17 protein-coding genes and 1 other annotated feature are annotated in these 16707 nt (G+C 58.7%); of the genes, 3 read left to right on the top strand and 14 right to left on the bottom strand.

Annotation, left to right across the window (positions count from 1 at the left end; genetic code table 11):
- Positions 1-34: 34 nt before the first annotated feature.
- Complete coding sequence (locus tag ACZOF8_RS03500; RefSeq protein WP_022488227.1) at positions 35-910, top strand: phosphoribosylaminoimidazolesuccinocarboxamide synthase; 876 nt, start codon at positions 35-37, stop codon at positions 908-910.
- Positions 911-1386: 476 nt separating this feature from the next.
- On the opposite strand, the gene ACZOF8_RS03495 is transcribed toward ACZOF8_RS03500, so the two are convergent.
- From ACZOF8_RS03495 to ACZOF8_RS03430, 14 genes are all read right to left on the bottom strand, one after another.
- Entirely contained in the window at positions 1387-2151 is a 765-nt protein-coding gene (locus ACZOF8_RS03495; protein WP_441369133.1) for a 5'-methylthioadenosine/S-adenosylhomocysteine nucleosidase, read from the bottom strand.
- 4 nt (positions 2152-2155) lie between these two features.
- On the bottom strand, positions 2156-2878 hold the full coding sequence (locus ACZOF8_RS03490) for an SIMPL domain-containing protein (protein WP_308664642.1): 723 nt from the start codon (positions 2876-2878) through the stop codon (positions 2156-2158).
- Positions 2879-2944: 66 nt separating this feature from the next.
- Positions 2945-3475, bottom strand: a complete 531-nt coding sequence (locus ACZOF8_RS03485) for an RrF2 family transcriptional regulator (protein WP_022487273.1) — start codon at positions 3473-3475, stop codon at positions 2945-2947.
- A 57-nt stretch (positions 3476-3532) separates the two neighbouring features.
- Complete coding sequence (gene trxB, locus ACZOF8_RS03480; protein WP_022487272.1) at positions 3533-4450, bottom strand: thioredoxin-disulfide reductase; 918 nt, start codon at positions 4448-4450, stop codon at positions 3533-3535.
- Positions 4447-4773, bottom strand: coding sequence for a thioredoxin family protein (locus ACZOF8_RS03475; RefSeq protein WP_022487271.1), 327 nt, complete (start codon positions 4771-4773; stop codon positions 4447-4449). The genes trxB and ACZOF8_RS03475 overlap by 4 nt, the downstream gene beginning before the upstream one ends.
- A 452-nt stretch (positions 4774-5225) precedes the next feature.
- A complete protein-coding gene (locus ACZOF8_RS03470) occupies positions 5226-6536 on the bottom strand; it encodes a Na+/H+ antiporter NhaC family protein (RefSeq protein ID WP_022487270.1) in 1311 nt (436 codons plus the stop codon).
- A 60-nt stretch (positions 6537-6596) separates the two neighbouring features.
- A complete protein-coding gene (locus ACZOF8_RS03465) occupies positions 6597-7031 on the bottom strand; it encodes an OmpH/Skp family outer membrane protein (RefSeq protein WP_022487269.1) in 435 nt (144 codons plus the stop codon).
- Between the two features lie 134 nt (positions 7032-7165).
- Positions 7166-7366: a heavy-metal-associated domain-containing protein gene (locus tag ACZOF8_RS03460; RefSeq protein ID WP_022487268.1), complete on the bottom strand. Its 201-nt coding sequence runs from the start codon at positions 7364-7366 to the stop codon at positions 7166-7168.
- A 42-nt stretch (positions 7367-7408) separates the two neighbouring features.
- A complete protein-coding gene (locus ACZOF8_RS03455; protein ID WP_022487267.1) occupies positions 7409-7699 on the bottom strand; it encodes a metal-sensing transcriptional repressor in 291 nt (96 codons plus the stop codon).
- 451 nt (positions 7700-8150) lie between these two features.
- A complete protein-coding gene (gene ileS / locus ACZOF8_RS03450) occupies positions 8151-10895 on the bottom strand; it encodes an isoleucine--tRNA ligase (protein ID WP_374047536.1) in 2745 nt (914 codons plus the stop codon).
- Positions 10896-10991: 96 nt separating this feature from the next.
- Positions 10992-11204, bottom strand: a binding site (T-box leader).
- A gap of 42 nt (positions 11205-11246) precedes the next feature.
- Positions 11247-12029, bottom strand: coding sequence for a TrmH family RNA methyltransferase (locus ACZOF8_RS03445; RefSeq protein ID WP_022487265.1), 783 nt, complete (start codon positions 12027-12029; stop codon positions 11247-11249).
- Positions 12026-12685, bottom strand: coding sequence for a potassium channel family protein (locus tag ACZOF8_RS03440; protein ID WP_022487264.1), 660 nt, complete (start codon positions 12683-12685; stop codon positions 12026-12028). Before ACZOF8_RS03440 ends, ACZOF8_RS03445 begins: the two co-directional genes overlap by 4 nt.
- A 16-nt stretch (positions 12686-12701) precedes the next feature.
- On the bottom strand, positions 12702-14030 hold the full coding sequence (locus ACZOF8_RS03435; protein ID WP_022487263.1) for a TrkH family potassium uptake protein: 1329 nt from the start codon (positions 14028-14030) through the stop codon (positions 12702-12704).
- A 12-nt stretch (positions 14031-14042) separates the two neighbouring features.
- Positions 14043-15056: an alpha-hydroxy-acid oxidizing protein gene (locus tag ACZOF8_RS03430; RefSeq protein ID WP_154487388.1), complete on the bottom strand. Its 1014-nt coding sequence runs from the start codon at positions 15054-15056 to the stop codon at positions 14043-14045.
- Between the two features lie 231 nt (positions 15057-15287).
- Here ACZOF8_RS03430 and ACZOF8_RS03425 point away from each other — a divergent pair, with 231 nt between their 5' ends.
- Together ACZOF8_RS03425 and ACZOF8_RS03420 are read left to right on the top strand one after the other, a co-directional pair.
- The gene (locus tag ACZOF8_RS03425) at positions 15288-16439 is read left to right on the top strand and encodes a sodium ion-translocating decarboxylase subunit beta (protein ID WP_022487261.1); all 1152 of its coding nucleotides are present in this window, start codon (positions 15288-15290) and stop codon (positions 16437-16439) included.
- A 13-nt stretch (positions 16440-16452) separates the two neighbouring features.
- Complete coding sequence (locus ACZOF8_RS03420) at positions 16453-16575, top strand: hypothetical protein (RefSeq protein WP_268234256.1); 123 nt, start codon at positions 16453-16455, stop codon at positions 16573-16575.
- The last annotated feature ends 132 nt before the right edge of the window (positions 16576-16707 follow it).

Genomic DNA, 16707 nt, shown 5'->3' with positions numbered 1-16707 from the left:
GGATTTTACTGTCTATATTCAAGGAGGATGGATCATGCAGGAATACAAACCCGTTAAATCTGGGAAAGTTCGTGAAATCTACGATCTGGGCGACAGCCTGATCATGGTGGCTTCTGACCGGATCTCCGCGTTCGACCACATTCTGAAAAACACCATTACCGACAAAGGGGCCGTCCTGACCCAGATGTCCAAATTCTGGTTCGACTATACCAAAGACATCATCCCCAACCACATGATCAGTGTGGACCCGGCGGATATGCCTGAATTCTTCCGGACTCCGGAATTTGCCGGCAAGAGCATGAAATGCCGGAAACTGAACATGATCCCTGTGGAATGCATCGTCCGGGGCTACATCACCGGCAGCGGCTGGGAATCCTACAAGGAAAACGGCACCGTCTGCGGCATCAAAATGCCCGAAGGGCTGAAGGAATGCCAGAAGCTCCCTGAACCTCTCTTCACCCCCAGCACCAAAGCAGAACTGGGCGACCATGACGAAAACATCACCGAAGAACAGTGCGTCACCTACCTGGAAAAGATCTTCCCGGGGAAAGGGGCCGAATACACCAAGGCCATCAAGGACGCCACCATCGCCCTGTACAAGAAATGCGCCGACTATGCCTATGAAAGAGGCATCATCATCGCCGACACCAAATTCGAATTCGGCCTGAACGAAAAAGGCGAAGTGGTCCTGGGTGACGAAATGCTCACTCCCGACAGCTCCCGGTTCTGGCCCCTGGCAGGCTACGAAGCCGGCAAGAGCCAGCCTTCCTACGACAAACAGTTCGTCCGTGACTGGCTGAAGGCCCATCCCAACAGCGACTACCTGCTGCCCCAGGATGTAATCGACAAGACCATCGCCAAATACAAAGAAGCCTACGAAATGCTCACCGGAAAGAAGTTCGGGGAGTAATTGGAAAAAAGGCGCTGCGGAAGCAGCGTCTTTTTTTGTCAGCATTCAATGGCCGAAGGAAACCATCTGCCAAGGGCAGATGCTGCTGAATGGAAACGCAGCCTTCGGCTGCTAACCCACCACCATTGCGCAGGCGCAACGGTCCCCCGCCCTTGTAAAGGGCGGATAAAAACCCGGGACATAAAGTCCCTCGTTTTGGAGTACACCAAGTTCTTCGTTTTAGAGTACACGGATTTATTGGGCTTGGTGCCCTGAGCAATGGGCGTCAGCCAGAGCGTATATCCGCAAGAAGGCCGGAATACTGGTCGAAAGCTGTAGGCTGCAATGGGCCCCAGGCCCGAGCATATATCCGCCCTTTTCAAGGGCGGGGGACCAGCCATCAGGCTGGTGGTGGGTTAGCAGCGCCAGCTGCGTTTCCATTCAAAAAATTTGCCTGCAAATTTTTCCTTCGGCCCGCGGCCCCTGCTCTTCCCTCTTCACTCTGCACTCTTCACTACCCTTACCACCCACTCCTGCACCGCCCGGGCGGTTTCCGGGTCGAAGGGGCGCCTGGTGCGGTTGTTGTTGGAGATCACCCGCAGGGCGGCAAAGGGAATTCCCATCCTTCCGGCGGTATCCCCGGCTCCGGCAGTTTCCATCTCTTCGCACAGAGCCCCGGTGTTCGCCTCCAGGTCCCGGATAGTGTCCGGGCAGTCGTTCCACCGGTCTGCAGAGGCAATGGTCCCCAGCACCACCCGGCCCCGGGTGTAGGCCGTGCCCCAGCTGTCCAGCCACCGGACCGCCTCCCGGTCACAGGGATGGAAAAAGGGCCGGTCCCCGGTGAACTCACTTTCCTTGCTTTCCCCTTCCAGGGCCGCCAGGTCCAGGTAATAATCCTTCCCGTACCGGGACTGGAACAGGGCGTTCCCGTTGAACCACCGTTCCCCCACCACCAGGTCAAAAGGCTCCAGGTCCACCGGATATCCCCCGGCAGTCCCCTGGTTCAGCACCAGGGCAGGCTGGAACAGGGTGCAGCCAAGGGCCGTGGCAGCAGCTGCGGCGGCGGTGCCGATCCCGGTCCGGCTCACCACTGCCTGTTGCTTCCCCAGTTTCCCGGTCCAAAAAAGGAAATCCCCCTGACGGACTTCCTGGACGTTTTCCAGGGCCTCCCGGAGCACTGCCACTTCCAGCTCCATGGCCCCCTGCAATAAAACCGGCTTTTCCTGTTGGAGAAAAGCCGGTTTTTTGTTGCTCCCTGCCATCCTGTTACTCCAGGGTCAGGGCGAACAGGGTGTCCACCTGCACGGTCACCGTCAGCGCTTTGGGCGCCAGCTGGGTGGAAGCGGCGGCACTGTCCGCCATTTCCATTTTGTTCATCCGGGCCAGGAGCACCGGCTGGGCTGCCGCTATGGAACTGGAGGGAATGCTGGCCTGCCGGAGCACGCCGAGACCTCTGCCCCCGGCATTGGCCACAGCCTGGGCGGTATACCGGGCGTTTTCCACGGCCTGGCCCAGCAGCTGCCGTTTGATCAGGTCCTCATTCTGGAGGCCGAACCGGACTCCGTTCAGCCGGTTGGCGCTTTCCAGCCCCTTGTCGATCAGGTTCCCCAGCTGGTCCAGGTTCTTTTCCTTCACTTCCCAGGCCCCGTACACCTGGTAGCCGGCCAGTTTCTGGCCGCCGTTTTTCGGATATTCATACCGGGGAGACACATTGTAGCTGATGGTGGCAATATCGTCCCGGGCCACCCCCTGGGCCAGCATGCTGTTGATGAATTTCCGGCTGGCTTCTGCCCCTGCCTGCCGGACTTCTTCCAGGGTGGCGCCCTGTTTTTCAAAGGCGAAGTTCACCGTGGCCATGTCCGGATCCACGGTTTTGCTGGCGGTGCCAGTGATCTGGATGGTGTCCAGAGGCTGGTCCGCAAAGGCCGGTGCTGCATGGAGACTGAAAGCCAGGACAGCTGCTGCCAGGAATGCTCCGATTTTTTTCATAGGATCACCTCATAAGAAAATTGTGAACATCGATATTATACCACACTTTTGCAGAAAAATGACCGGTCAGTCACAAGTTTCCTGTTGTTTTTGTTTTTCTCCGGCGGACTCCTCCTCCAGAGCCTTCTGCCAGGCCGGGCAGTCCCCGCTGATGGCCCCGTGGCATTCCTTCTGGCTGTGGCGCTGGGTTTCCACGATTTCTTCCGTTACATCCCCCAGGGTGATCCCCTTCAGATGATCCATGCACAGCCGGTCCAGTTCCCGGTACAGGGAATCGAACACGGAAGACATGCCGCTGGAGATGAAGCAGTTGTTCTCCTCGTTGCCGCTGCGCCATTTGGTATCCACGAACACCGTGCCCATGCCCTGGGCGATTTCATACAGGGAGACCTTTTCCAGTCCTTCGCAGGGGCAGTAGCCCCCCACATGGCCTTCCCGGGTGGTGATGATCCCCATTTTCTTCAGTTTGCCCATGATCTTCCGGACCCGGGCCGGATTGGTGCAGATGTTTTCGGCCAGTTCCTCGCTGGACGCCAGGCACCCCCGGTGGGACAGGTAGACCAGCGCATGGACGGCCACAATAAAATCACTTTTCATAATTGCTCGCAAAGCAGGCCGGACTGTGCCAGCCTGCTTCCCTCCTCTTGTATTCCTTTATTTTTCGTTGAGATATTCCTCGGCGAAATGGACGGCCACGGCCCCATCCGCTGCTGCGGTGATGATCTGGCGCACGGCCTTGGTCCGCACATCCCCTACGGCGAACACCCCGGGGACGGAGGTTTTGGTGTCTTCCCCCGCCACAATGTAGCCGTTTCTGTCCGTTTCCACCTGGCCCTTCACCAGGTCGTTTTCCGGCAGCTGGCCGATGGCCACAAAGAGCCCGTCCACCGGCAGGACGGATGTTTCTCCGGTCTTCACGTTCTTCAGTTTCAGCCCGGTAAGCTTCTTGTCCGCCTGGAGCCCGGCAACCACACTGTTCCAGATAATCTCCACCCCGGCATCCTTCAGCCGCTGGAGATAGACGGGAGTGGCCCGGAGGGTATCCCGGCGGTGGATCAGGTATACCTTGCTGGCCAGTTTGGCCAGGTACAGGGCGTCCCCTACGGCCGTATTGCCCCCGCCGTTCACCGCCACCACCTTGTCCTTGTAGAAGCTGCCGTCACAGGTGGCGCAGTAGGCCACACCCCGGTTCACCAGGCCGTCCTCCTGGGGGATCCCCAGTTTCCGGGGATGGGCCCCGGTAGCCAGGATCACCGTCCGGCCCAGGAAAGTGCCTTCGGAAGTTTCTGCCACTTTGGGGTTGGCGGAAAGGTCCAGCTTGGTCACTTCCGCATACACCGTTTCCGCACCGGCCTTTTCCGCCCCTTCCTGCATCCGTTCTCCCAGTTCGAAGCCGTCCACCACTCCCGGGAATCCGGGATAGTTTTCCACATCGCTGGTGGTGGCCATCTGGCCTCCGGGAGAGAGTTTTTCCAGCACGGCGGTGGAAAAGCCGCTCCGGGCCCCGTAAAGAGCCGCCGTATAGCCTGCAGGGCCCCCGCCGATGATCAGGATGTCATAGATTTTGCTCATAATACCCCTTTCTCCTGGAGCCAGGTCTTCACCGCCGCCTTGGAAGGCGGGTTCACCAGCAGTTCGCTGCACTGGCCTTCCTTCACCAGCATCAGGCTGGGGATGGTTTCGATCTTGAACTGTTCCGCCAGTTCCCGTTCTTCGTCGATGTTCACGGCCCCGAAAGAAACCTTGTCGGCGATTTCCATGGCCAGCTGGCCCAGAGCCGGTTTCAGCCGTTTGCAGTAGCCGCACCAGGGGGCGGAAAAGCCCACCACCATGGGTTTGCTGCTGTGGAGCACCTCTTTGTCAAAATTGTCTTTGGTAATATGTAAGAAATCCATAAGAATAACCTCCTTGAAGGACCCGTTGGGATCTGTGATACTGTAATTTTAGCAAATACAGTTAAGAAAGTCAAGAGGGGGATGTTGCACATAACGTGCAACACCCCCTGGTCGGAAGTCAACAGTCATCGGACGAAGGAAGGAATCTGCAACTGCAGGTTCCTGTGAATGGAAACGCCGCCTCCGGCGGCTAACCCACCACCATTGCGCAAGCGCAACGGTCCCCCGCCCTTGTAAAGGGCGGATAATGAGTACTCGGGATTATGCACTTGTACTGAAAAAACAATGGGCGTCAGCCCGAGCGTATATCCGCCCTTTTCAAGGGCGGGGGACCAGCCGCCAGGCTGGTGGTGGGTTAGCAGCGTTAGGCTGCGTTTCCCTTCCAGGAACCCGTTTCCGGGTTCCTTCCTTCGTCCGCTGACCGCTGACAGGCTGCAGCCCCCGGCAGCCTTTTATTTCCCCTCATGGGTCCCCAGCTGGATGGTCACGCAGGCGGCGATCAGCAGGGCGTACACGTAGTAGCAGTACTTCATTACGTCCAGGGGCGAAGTGCCTGCCAGCTGGGTGACGATGAGCATGCCTCCGTCGTGGGGCATGACGCACAGGAAGCTGCAGGCGAAAATGTCTACCAGGCTGGCCAGCCGTTTGGGCGCGATGTCATACTTCTTCCCGATCACCTTGGCAATGGGACAGGTGACGATAATGGCAATGGTGTTGTTCACCATGGCAGCGGACAGGAGCCCGCTCAAAAGCCCGATGCCGTATTCCGCCCCTTTCCGGCCGTGGATCCAGCCGGTGATCTTCCCCACCAGCCATTCCACGCCCCCGTAGTACCGGACCAGGCCGATGATCCCGGACACCAGGATGGCCACCATGCTGATGGAGAACATGTCCGCCATGCCATCTCCCAGCCCCTTGGCCCAGCCGAAAATGTCCACGGTGCCCTGAAGGAGCCCGATGCACCCGGTAAGGAGGATCCCCCCGAAGAGCACCAAAGCCACGTTGATCCCCATCAGGGCCAGCACCAGCACCACCACATAGGGCAGCACCTGGAGCAGGTTGTAATCCCCCACCTGGATGCCTCCCTGGACCTGGCCGCTGACCAGGTAGAACAGCACCAGGCTCACCAGGGCTGCCGGCAGGGCAATGGCAAAGTTCATCCGGAACTTGTCCTTCATTTTGGATCCGCACCCTTCCGCCGCCGCAATGGTGGTGTCAGAGATCATGGACAGGTTGTCCCCGAAATAAGAGCCGCAGATCACCGCAGCGCACACGGCGGCCGCGTTGAGTCCCGCCCCCTGGGCCACCCCGATGGCCACCGGAGCCATGGCGGCAATGGTGCCCATGCTGGTGCCGATGGCAGTGGAAATGAAGCAGCACATCAGGAACACCCCGGGAATCAGGAAGGACGGCGGCACGAACTGGAGACAGAAATTCACCACGGAAGTCTTCCCCCCGATGGCAGCCGCTGCCCCCTGGAACCCCCCGGCCAGGAGATAGATCAGTACGATCATCATCACCCCGGAATCTCCCATGCCGGTGCAGAAGACTTTCAGTTTTTCATCGATGGGGCCCTTTTTCCACAGCATAAAGGCCACCAGGGTCCCGGCCAGAAGGGCCACGTGCCGGGGCAGGAAGCTGAAGGGCTTGGGGATCCCCAGCAGGGTAAAGGCCAGCCCGCAGCCGATGTACAAAGCCAGGAAGACAATGAGGGGCAGGAAGGCCACACCCCCCAGGTTGCGGCTGTCGTCATTTTGGTTCATTGTTTTTTCCTTTCCAAATGCAAAAAAGGTGCTGCCAGGCAGCACCTTTCCGTGTCCGATTTATTTTGCTCCTACGGCCTTCATCACATCGTTGGTGATGTCCACGCCGCCGTCAACTACGGCACCGGCGCTGAGAACCGTGTTGATGCCCTTTTCCTTGGCCACTTTGTGGACTGCGGTCAGGATCTTCTTCCGGATAGGATCGAACAGATCCTGTTCTCTCTTGGCAATCCGTTCGGTCAGGGTGTTGTCCAGGGCCCGTTTGCCGTTATCGTCCAGGCTGGGGGCCTTTTCCTGGAATTCCTTCTGGGCGTTCTGCTGTTCCAGGCTCATGGCAGCCCGGGCAGAGGCGAAATCAGGATGGTGGGAGAATACGGTATTTAAATCCACATAACCGATGGTTTCGGCAGCATAGGCCGTAGCCGGAACCAGGGCGCCAGAGCAGCCAACGCACACCAGCAGGGCCATAACCAGGGCCATCAATTGCTTTTTCACTGAAAATCATCCTTTCTTCTGTAAGAATCCTTCTAAAGCAACAGCGAATCTAACAGGAGTCATTATATCATGAGTGGTTTTCGGACGCAAGCGAAAAAGGGGGTGTGGATTTTCCACACCCCCGGCCCCGGCTCTCACGCCAATTCATACCCTGCTTCTTCGATGACCTTCTTGAATTCATCCTGGGGGATGTCCCGGTCAGCGGTCACTTTGGCAGTGCCTTTTTCCAGGTTGACGTCCACACTGGATACGCCGGCCATGGCGGCCAGGGCATCATGGACGTGTTTCTGGCAGTTGACGCACATCATTCCATTGACTTTCAGTTCTTTTTCCATTACAGTTCCTCCTTCAATTTCCACAGGCAGTACGCCGTTTTTTCATTTCATCAGTTTCTGCAGGGTTTCGCACAGTTCGTCCACTACAGAATCGTCCCCGGCCCGGATGTCGTTGACCACACAGCTTTTGATGTGGTTGGCCAGGAGCTTTTTATTGAAGGCATTGAGGCCGCAGGTGATGGCACTGACCTGGGTCAGGATGTCCACACAGTACCGGTCTTCTTCCAGCATTTTTTTCACTCCCCGCACCTGGCCTTCGATCCGGTTCAGACGGGTGATCAGGTCCTGATAATCCTTCCCATTCTTGTCCCGCATTGTCTTCAGATGTTCCATGGTACTATACCTCCGTTGCGTATATTGTAGCCATGGAAAAAGGGATTGTCAAGTGACAATCCCTTTTTGGTCAGCAACCGATGGAAGCCAAACGCAAATGCGTTTGGCCACGATGGGAAACGCCGCCAAGGCGGCTAACCCACCACCATTGCGCCAGCGCAACGGTCCCCCGCCCTTGTAAAGGGCGGATAAAAACTCGGGACATAAAGTCCCTCGTTTTGAGGTACGCGCAATCCTTCATTTCAGGGTATGCAGACTTGCTGCCCTGGTGCCCCAAGCAATGGGCCGGAGGCCCGAGCGTATATCCGCCCTTTTCAAGGGCGGGGGACCAGCCGCAAGGCTGGTGGTGGGTTAGCAGCCCCCGGCTGCGTTTCCCTTCAACGCCAAACGCCTGCCGCGTTTGGCCTCATCCGGCCATTGACCATTGACTATTGACTATTGACAGCCAGTGTCACTCCACCGCCTCACAGCACTTGGCGCACAGGGTGGGATGCTTGGGATCCTGGCCTACGGTCTTGCTGTAGCACCAGCACCGTTCACATTTCTCCCCTTCGGCAGCTTCCACCAGCACCTTCAGGTCGTCCCGGCCGGTGGCTTCCCCGGCGTCGGTGAGCCCTTCGTGGACTTCCGCCTGGGACACGATCAGGAGCGCCGGCAGATCCTTTTCCACGGCCTTCAGTTCCGCCAGGGCATCCCCGGTGGCGAACAGTTCCACCTTGGCATCCAGGGAATGGCCGATGGTCTTGGCCCGGCGGGCCCCTTCCAGCACCTTGGTGATTTCACCCCGGATGGCGATGAAGGCATCCCATTTGGCCTTCAGGTCTTCCTTCACATATTCCGGATGGGCCTGGGGCCAGGGCAGCATCTGCACGCTCTGGGGAGCATCAGCCGGTTTGTTCATATACTGGTACACTTCTTCCATGGTGAAGCTCAGCACCGGCATCAGCATCACCATCAGTTCCCGGAGGATCTGGGTCATGGCGGTCTGGGCGGACCGGCGGGCCTTGCTGTCCTTCCGACTGGTGTACAGACGGTCTTTGATGATGTCCAGATAGAAGGAGCTCATGTCCACGGTGCAGAAATCGTGGATGGCATGGAACAGCACGTGGAAGTCGTAGGTTTCATAGGCTTCGGTCACGTCCTTCTTCAGGGCTTCGAAGCGCATGAGGGCCCACTGGTCCAGTTCTTCCATGTCGGCAAAGGCCACCTTCTGGGTTTCATAATCGAAATCATGGGTGTTCCCCAGGATGTACCGGATGGTGTTCCGGACTTTCCGGTAGGCTTCCGCCAGCTGCTTCAGGATCACCGGGGAGATCCGCACATCCTGCTTGTAGTCGGAAGAAGCCGCCCACAGCCGGACGATATCCGCTCCGTACTGATCGATGACTTCCTGGGGCACCACCACGTTCCCCAAGGATTTGGACATTTTCCGGCCTTCCCCGTCCAGCACATAGCCGTGGGTCAGCACGCTCCGGTAGGGAGCCTTGCCGGTGACGGCCACACTGGTCAGAAGGGAGCTCTGGAACCAGCCTCTGTGCTGGTCACTGCCTTCCAGGTACATGTCCGCGGGCCAGCTCAGTTCCGGACGGCGCTTGCATACCCCCATGTGGGAGGAGCCGCTGTCGAACCACACGTCCATGATGTCCTTTTCCTTCCGGAAGTGGGTGCCCCCGCATTTGGGGCATTTGGTCCCTTCCGGCAGCAGTTCTTCGGCGGTGTGGTTCCACCAGGCGTCGCTGCCTTCTTTATCGAAAATGGTGGCGATCTTTTCCACCGTGTCTTCGTTGATCAGAGGTTCCCCGCAGTCTTCGCAGTAGAAGATGGGAATGGGCACGCCCCAGACTCTCTGCCGGGAAATGCACCAGTCATGCCGGTCGGCCACCATGTTGTGGATCCGGGATTCCCCCCAGCTGGGGATCCACTGGACGTCTTCGGAAATGGCCTTCAGGGCTTCATCCCGGAACCCGTCCACGGAAGCGAACCACTGCTCGGAAGCCCGGAAGATAATGGGGTTCTTGCAGCGCCAGCAGTGGGCGTACTGGTGATGGATGGTCTTTTTGCCCAGGATGGCGTTCTGTTCCGCCAGATGTTTGATCACCAAGCCGTTGCTGTCAAAGACGAACTTGCCTTGGAACAGTTCCCCGGCTTCTTCAGTGAAGCAGCCCTTCTGGTCCACCGGGCACAGGATGGGCAGCTTGTATTTCAGACCGGTGAGATAGTCCACGTCCCCATGGCCGGGAGCCGTATGGACGCAGCCGGAACCGGCTTCCTTGTCCACATAGTCAGCCAGCACCACCAGGGATTTCCGGTGGTTGTATTCCGGGAAGGGATGTTCGCATTCCGCATATTCAAAGGCACGGCCTTTGGTGGTCCCCAGCACAGGGCCGAATTCCACCCCGCATTCCTGGGCCACTTTGTCCACCATATCGGCGGCCATGATCAGCACTTCCCCGTTGTATTCCACCCAGGCATAGTCAAAGTCCGGGTTCAGGGCCACAGCCACGTTGGCAGGAATGGTCCAGGGGGTAGTGGTCCAAATCACCATATAAGCTTTTTTGCCCTTGGCGGCTTCCGGAGTCAGCCCGTTGTCTTTTACCAGCGGCATCTTCACGAAAATGGTGGGCGTCTTCTGGTCGGCGTATTCGATTTCCGCTTCGGCCAGGGCAGTTTCGCAGTGAGGGCACCAGTATACGGTCTTCTTCCCTTTATAGATGTAGCCCTTGTTGGCCATGGTGCCGAACACCCGGATCTGTTCCGCTTCGAAATGAGGATCCAGGGTTACATAGGGATGGTCCCAGTCGCCCAGCACACCCAGCCGTTTGAAGTCCTTCCGCTGGGTGTCGATCCACTGGAGGGCATATTCCCGGCACATTTTCCGCAGTTCCACCGGGGACAGCTTGTGACGGTCCACCCCGGTGGCCTTCAGGCAGGCATGTTCGATGGGCATGCCGTGGGTATCCCAGCCGGGGACGTAGGGGGTGTCATAGCCCTGGGCGTATTTGTATTTGATGATGATGTCCTTCAGGACCTTGTTCAGGGCATGGCCCATGTGGATCTTGCCGTTGGCGTAGGGAGGTCCGTCGTGGAGGACGAACTTCTTGTGGCCTGCATGGAGCTTCTGTTTTTCTCCATAGATATCATTTTTATACCAGAAATCCAGGAAATCCGGTTCCCGTTTGGGCAGCCCTGCCCGCATGGGGAATTCCGTTTCCGGAAGATTCAGGGTTGCTGCGTACTTGTCGTCTTTCTTGCTCACTCTTGCACACCTCCAAAAAAATAAATCCCGTCCCCCGAAAGGGACGGGACAAAAGGGCCCGTGGTACCACCCTCATGACAGCTTTGCTGCCACTCTTGTATGGGATAACGGTCATAACCCGGGTCCCCTACTGCTGGTTCAAAGACCGGCTCCAGAGTGATCTTCCGCAAAAGGCCTCCTGTCCGGGCTCCCACCCTCCCCGGATCGCTGTACCAGCCAGAAGCGTACTGTCTCTGTCATCGCCTGTTGGTTTGAAATTCGTGTTTATTATACACTTCTTAGACCCGGTGGTCAACTGGAAAAGGAGCGGGCCGCCTGGAACATTACGATGCCCCCGGCTACAGCCACGTTCAGGCTTTCCGCCTGGCCGGCCATGGGGATCTTCACCTTCTGGTCCGCGGCTTTGAGGAGCTCCGGGGACACCCCTTCCGCCTCGCTGCCCAGCACCAGGGCGGTCTTGGCCGGCCACTGGAGCTTCGTCATGTCTTCCGCCCCTTCCAGGGCCGTGGCCCACAGGGCGTATCCGTTTTTCCGGCACCAGGTTTCCAGGTCCGCCGGCTCCACCCCGGTAAGCACCGGCAGGTGGAACAGGGACCCCATGGTGGACCGGACCACCTTGGGATTGTACAGGTCCGCCGTATCCTTCAGCAGCACCACCCCGGCGGCCCCCAGGGCATCGGCAGTGCGGATCAACGTCCCCAGGTTCCCCGGGTCCCGGATCTGGTCCAGCACCAGCACGAATCCCCGGTCCGGGGCAAAATCCCCCAGGTCCCGGGGCCGGATCTCCACCAGGGCCGCCACACTCTGAGGGTCTTCGGTGGCGGTGATCTTCTGGAGCACCGGCAGGGGCACTTCATACCAGGGCAGGCTGCTTTCTTCCGCCTTTTGTTCCCAGCCTTCCGGCAGCCGGGTAAAGAACAGGGCCCGGATATTCCATTGGGAAGCCAGGGCTTCTTCCACTGCCCGTTTCCCTTCCAGCAGGAACAGGCCTTCCTTCTGGCGGTATTTTTTCATTTTCAGGGAAGCCGCCCGCTTCACCAGGTCATTCTTCAACGATGTCAGGGTACTGATCATATGCCGTCCTCCAGGGCTTCCACACTTTTCCGGCTGCCGATGACCACCAAAAGGTCCCCTTCCGCAAGGGGCTTGGTGGGTTCCAGGGTCATTTCCGTGGAGCCGTCCTGGTGTTTGATGGCCACCACGTTCACCTGGTACTTCCGGCGCACGTCCATTTCCGCCAGGCTTTTCCCAGCCATTTTGGGGCTCAGGTTCACTTCCATCAGGCAGATGTTGTCGGACAGTTCCACAAAATCCAGGATATTGGTGTAGGCCAGGTTGTGGCCCACCCGGCGTCCCATGTCCCGTTCCGGATAGATGATCTTGGTGGCTCCCAGCTTCTTCAGCATCTTCCCGTGGATGGGATTGGAAGCCTTGGCCACAATGGTCTTCAGCCCCGCTTCCCGGAGCAGCATGGTGGCCAGCAGGCTGGGTTCCAGGGTGCCGATGGCCACGATCCCCACGTCGAAATTCCGGATCCCCAGGCTGTTCACCGTCTTTTCGTCGATTACGTCGCAGACCACCGCATGGGTCAGTTTGTCCGCCATGTTTTCCACCACATCTTCATTGTTGTCCACGCCCAGGACCTCGTGACCCAGGGCAGTGAGGGTTTCCGCCACACTGCTGCCGAACCGGCCCAATCCCCAGACGATAAATTGCTGTTTGTTTTTCATGATATCCCCATAACTCCTAACCGATGATGATATGTTCCTTGGGATAATGGATGTGTCCCGAAGGTTTGTTGGCCGCCAGGGCCAGGGCGAAGGTCATGAACCCTACCCGGCCTGCATACATGGACAAAATCAGGATGATCTTGCTGGCGGTGCCGATATGCTGGCTGAGCCCGGTGGACAGCCCCACCGTGGCATAGGCGGACACCACTTCGAAAGCCGCCGCCAGAAAGCTGGTGTCCTCCAGGCAGGTGAGGGCCAGGGTGGCAAAGGCCACCCACAGAAGGGACAGGCTGGTGATGGCGAAGGCCTGGAACAGGGTCTCCTCCCCGATCCGCCGTCCGAAGATCTCACATTCGCTTTTGCCCCGGACCACCTGCCAGATGTTCAGCAGCAGCAGGGCAAAGGTGGTGGTCTTGATGCCGCCCCCGGTGGATGCCGGGGATGCCCCGATGAACATGAGGAAAATGGTGAGGATCATGGTGGGCACCCGGAGGCTGTTCAGGTCCACGGAGTTGAACCCGGCGGTCCGGGGGCTCACCGACTGCATGAAGCTGGCCCAGAAGGCATCCCCGGTGCTGAGGCTGCCCAGGGTGGCAGGATTCCGGCTTTCCAGCAGAGCGAACCCGATCATCCCGATGGCGATCAGCAGCCCGGTCACTGTCAGCACCATTTTGCTGTGGAGCTTCAGCCGCTGGAAGTTCCGTTTCTGGAGCACGTCCCGCATCACCGCGAACCCCAGGCCCCCCAGGATGATCAGCAGGCCGATGGACAGGTTCACCACCGGATCCCCCACAAAAGCCGTCAGGCTCTGGTAGTGGCCGAACAGGTCGAACCCGGCGTTGCAGAAGGCAGACACCGCGTGCCAGTAGCCGTAGTAGATCCCCCGGAGGCCGTACTGGGGCCAGAACCGGAAGGCCAGCACCGTGCCGAAGAACCCTTCGATCACCGCCGTGTATTTGGCGATCCGCAGGCTCATCCGCACCACCCCATCCAGTTCGTCCTGGTTCAGGGAAGCCTGGATGTTCAGCCGGGATTGCAGGTCGATCTTTTTCCGCAGCAATACGGAAAACAACGTGGCGAACAGCACCAGTCCCAGGCCCCCCAGCTGGATCAGGGCGATGATCACCAATTGGCCGAAAGTAGAAAAATACGTCCCTGTATCCACCACCACAAGGCCGGTGACACAGGAGGCGGAAGTGGCGGTGAAGAGAGCGTCCACAAAGGACAGCCCTGCCCCTTCCCGGCCGGCAAAGGGCAGCATCAGCAGCAGGGCCCCGGCCAGGATCAGCCCGGCGAAAGTCAGGGCGATCAGCTGGGAAGGGGAAAAATGTCTAATCTGGTTCAAAGCCCCTCCACCTTATTTCCGGACCATTTCCGAAGAGATTTCCTTCAGGGAAGCGGCGCCGCACATTTCCATGGTGTCCGCCAGTTCCGCCCCCAGTTTGTCCGCCAGGAGTCTGGCGCCTTCCTTGCCGCCCCCATAGACCGCGTTTACGAAGGGACGGGCAATGAGCACCGCGTCAGCCCCCAGGGCCAGGGCCTTGAACACATCCACCCCGCTGCGGATGCCCCCGTCCACAAAGATCTTCATGGTGCCGCCTACGGCTACGGCGATTTCTTCCAGGACTTCCGCCGTTGCCGGGCTCTGGTCCAGCACCCGGCCCCCATGGTTGGACACCACGATGGCAGAAGCACCGGCTTCCCGGGCCTTCAGGGCCCCCTTCACGCTCATGATCCCCTTGATGATGAAGGGCAGACCCGCGTCTTTGATGATGGCTTGCATTTCTTCCACGGATTTGCTGCCCGCAGGGGGGACGAAATTCTTCAGGAAGGGCAGCCCGGCCGCATCCACGTCCATGGCCACGGCAAAGGCCCCGGATTGTTTCACCAGGTCCATTTTTTCAGCGATCATCTGGGCGTTCCAGGGTTTCACCGTAGGCACCCCCACGCCTCCGCAGGCCTTGATGGCAGCGGTGGCTCCCTGCATCACCTGGGGATCCATCCCGTCCCCGGTAAAGGCGGCGATGCCCGCTTCCGCGCACCCGGGCACCAGTTCCGCATTGTAGGTCACATCATTGTATTTGTCGCTGTAGTGCATGGCCACAGCTCCCACCGGCCCGGCGAAAATAGGATATTTGAAGGTCCGTCCGAACAGTTCGATGGAAGTGTCCACCGGCCGTTTTTCGCAAAGGGTATCCATCACCACACGGATGTCCTGCCATTTGGCATAGTTCCGAATGGCCGTATCCCCCACTCCTTTGGCCCCGGGGCCGGGAATGGTGTTCCGGCAGGCAACCCCGTTGCACACCGGGCAGCCCTTGCATTTACCCAGACATTTTCTGGCATTTTCCATAACTTCCTTGAAATCCATTTCTGTCACTCCCCTGTAGTAGGAGGCACCGCCTCCAGATTCGAATCCTATTATACCACACTTCCCCCTTGCGCTCCCCCTCAAAATACGCTATAATACCCACATACAAATGGATAAAACCTTCCTGCGTATGGCACAGGGGCAGGAGGGATCATGAGGACCTGGCATTGAAAAATGTCCGGTCCTCTTTTTTGGTGTTCTACCTGGCACATTCTACAATGAGGTGATTGTATGTCAAACGCAAGCCAAGTACTGCAGGAACTGTTTTCCGGGGTCTTCGCCATGGGCGACTGGACCATCTGGGTCATGCTGGCCATCGGGGCCATCCTGATCTGGCTGGGGGTCCGGAAGGGCTACGAGCCGGTGCTCCTTTTCCCCATGGGGGTGGGCTGCATCCTGGCCAACATCCCCGGCCATTTTGCCGTCATGCCCACCGGGGGCGGTGAACCGGGCTTCCTTACCGTACTGTACAACATGGGCATCGCCAACGAACTGTTCCCGGTGCTGATCTTCATCGGCATCGGCGCCATGTGCGACTTCACTCCCCTGATCCGGGCTCCCTACATGATGCTGTTCGCAGCCGCCGCCCACCTGGGGATCTTCGCCGCCACTCTCTGCGCCACCCTGGTGGGCTTCCCCTTCAACGAAGCCGCTTCCATCGGGATCATCGGCGCTGCTGACGGCCCCACCACCATTTTCGTGGCCCAGAAATTCGCCACCGAGATGCTGGCTCCCCTTACCGTCACCGCCTTCTGCTACATGTCCCTGGTGCCCATTATCCAGCCTCCTGTGGTGAAGCTGCTGACCACCAAAGAAGAACGGCGGATCCGGATGCCCTATCACGAAGAAAAGCCCGTATCCCAGACAGCCCTGTTCCTGTTCCCTCTCATGGTCACCCTGATCGCCGGGATCATCGCTCCCATTTCCGTACCCCTCATCGGAGCCCTGATGTTCGGGAACCTGCTGAAAGTGTCCGGCTGCTGCGACAGCCTGTCCAACTGTGCCCAGAATGAACTGACCAACCTGGTGACCCTGCTCCTGGGGATCACCGTAGGAGCCACCATGACCGCGGAAAACATCCTGACCCTCCAGGTGCTGAAGATCCTGGCCCTGGGTGCGGTAGCCTTCATCTTCGATACGGTGGGAGGCCTGCTGTTCGCCAAAATAGCCAACCTGTTCCTGAAAAAGAAGATCAATCCCATGATCGGGGCCTGCGGCATTTCCGCCTTCCCCATCTCCGGCCGGGTCATCGCCCGGATGGCCCTGAAGGAAGATCCCACCAACTTCATCATCCAGTCCGCCATCGGAGTGAACGTGGCCGGACAGGTGGCCAGCGTGGTAGCCGGCGGCCTGGCCATGGCCCTGATCCCGGTGTTAATGTAAAGGAGGCAGAAACATGGATTCCGTAACCGCAGCCCTGCAGCTTCTCGTCATCGCCTACCCCACCCTGTTCGTGGTCATGGCCCTGTTCGCCGGCCTGACATGGGGCCTGACGAAACTGTTTCCGGCGAAAGAATAAGGTGTGCTGCGAAGCAGCAGCCCGGTCAACGGTCAGCTGTCAACGGCAGCGGCCGAAGGTAAGAACCCGCCCTGTTTGGGCGGGTTCTTTTTGTATGGAAAAAGCCTTCCGGCCCCAACGGACCGGACTGTA

This window comes from Acidaminococcus sp. (genome assembly GCF_057597765.1).
This window is presented reverse-complemented; position numbering and strand designations above follow the sequence as displayed.